The 614-nt window shown below is 47.9% G+C and carries 1 pseudogene; it reads right to left on the bottom strand.

Annotation, left to right across the window (positions count from 1 at the left end):
- Positions 1–156: 156 nt before the first annotated feature.
- Positions 157–614: pseudogene (locus R7Z50_RS28825) on the bottom strand (hypothetical protein); the annotation flags it as partial.

Here is a 614-nt window from a genome sequence, read left to right as displayed (position 1 = left end):
ACCGTTAAGCTTTTCTACGTCAGTGACGATGTTTGCAAACGCTTACAAGTGCAAACAGTAGCGATTTGCTTGCTCATAACTGAAAGACAGGCGTCGCTCGCCTGTCTTTGATGCGCTCAACAAACATGGGTTTGTTCGTTATGTTCTCTCTCGCCGTTAATTCACATTGGCCGTTGCTACCGCGACAGAGTCGGAAAACGACAGCGTGAAATCTTGCTCTGTATTGAGCACTTTGGCCGGAAACTCTAAGCTTAATTGCGCGTGTGGCGCGACTTCTGAAGCAATACTGGTGACGAATTTTCTAGTTTCTCCTGGAGAGATCGACAAGCTGTTTCCACCTTTGGATGAAAGCTCGGCAATGCCCATCGTTTGCAGCGTGTTGCCTGCCGTATCAGCCAGATGCAGCAAAGATTCTGACTTATAGACCAACTCTCCACTTTCGGTGCGATAGGCGCTAAAAGTGTTGAAGTTTGGCTGTAATGAACCTTGAGAACCTACGTTGGTGACGGAAAACATCACGTTAGAACCATCAAAATTCTCGACTTTCACCAACACGTTACCGTCTTGGTAACGAGCGGCTGCCGCAGCACTTGCTTGCTGTTTCTGCCTCTGTT

The organism is Vibrio sp. 1249-1 (assembly GCF_033340495.1).
This window is presented reverse-complemented; position numbering and strand designations above follow the sequence as displayed.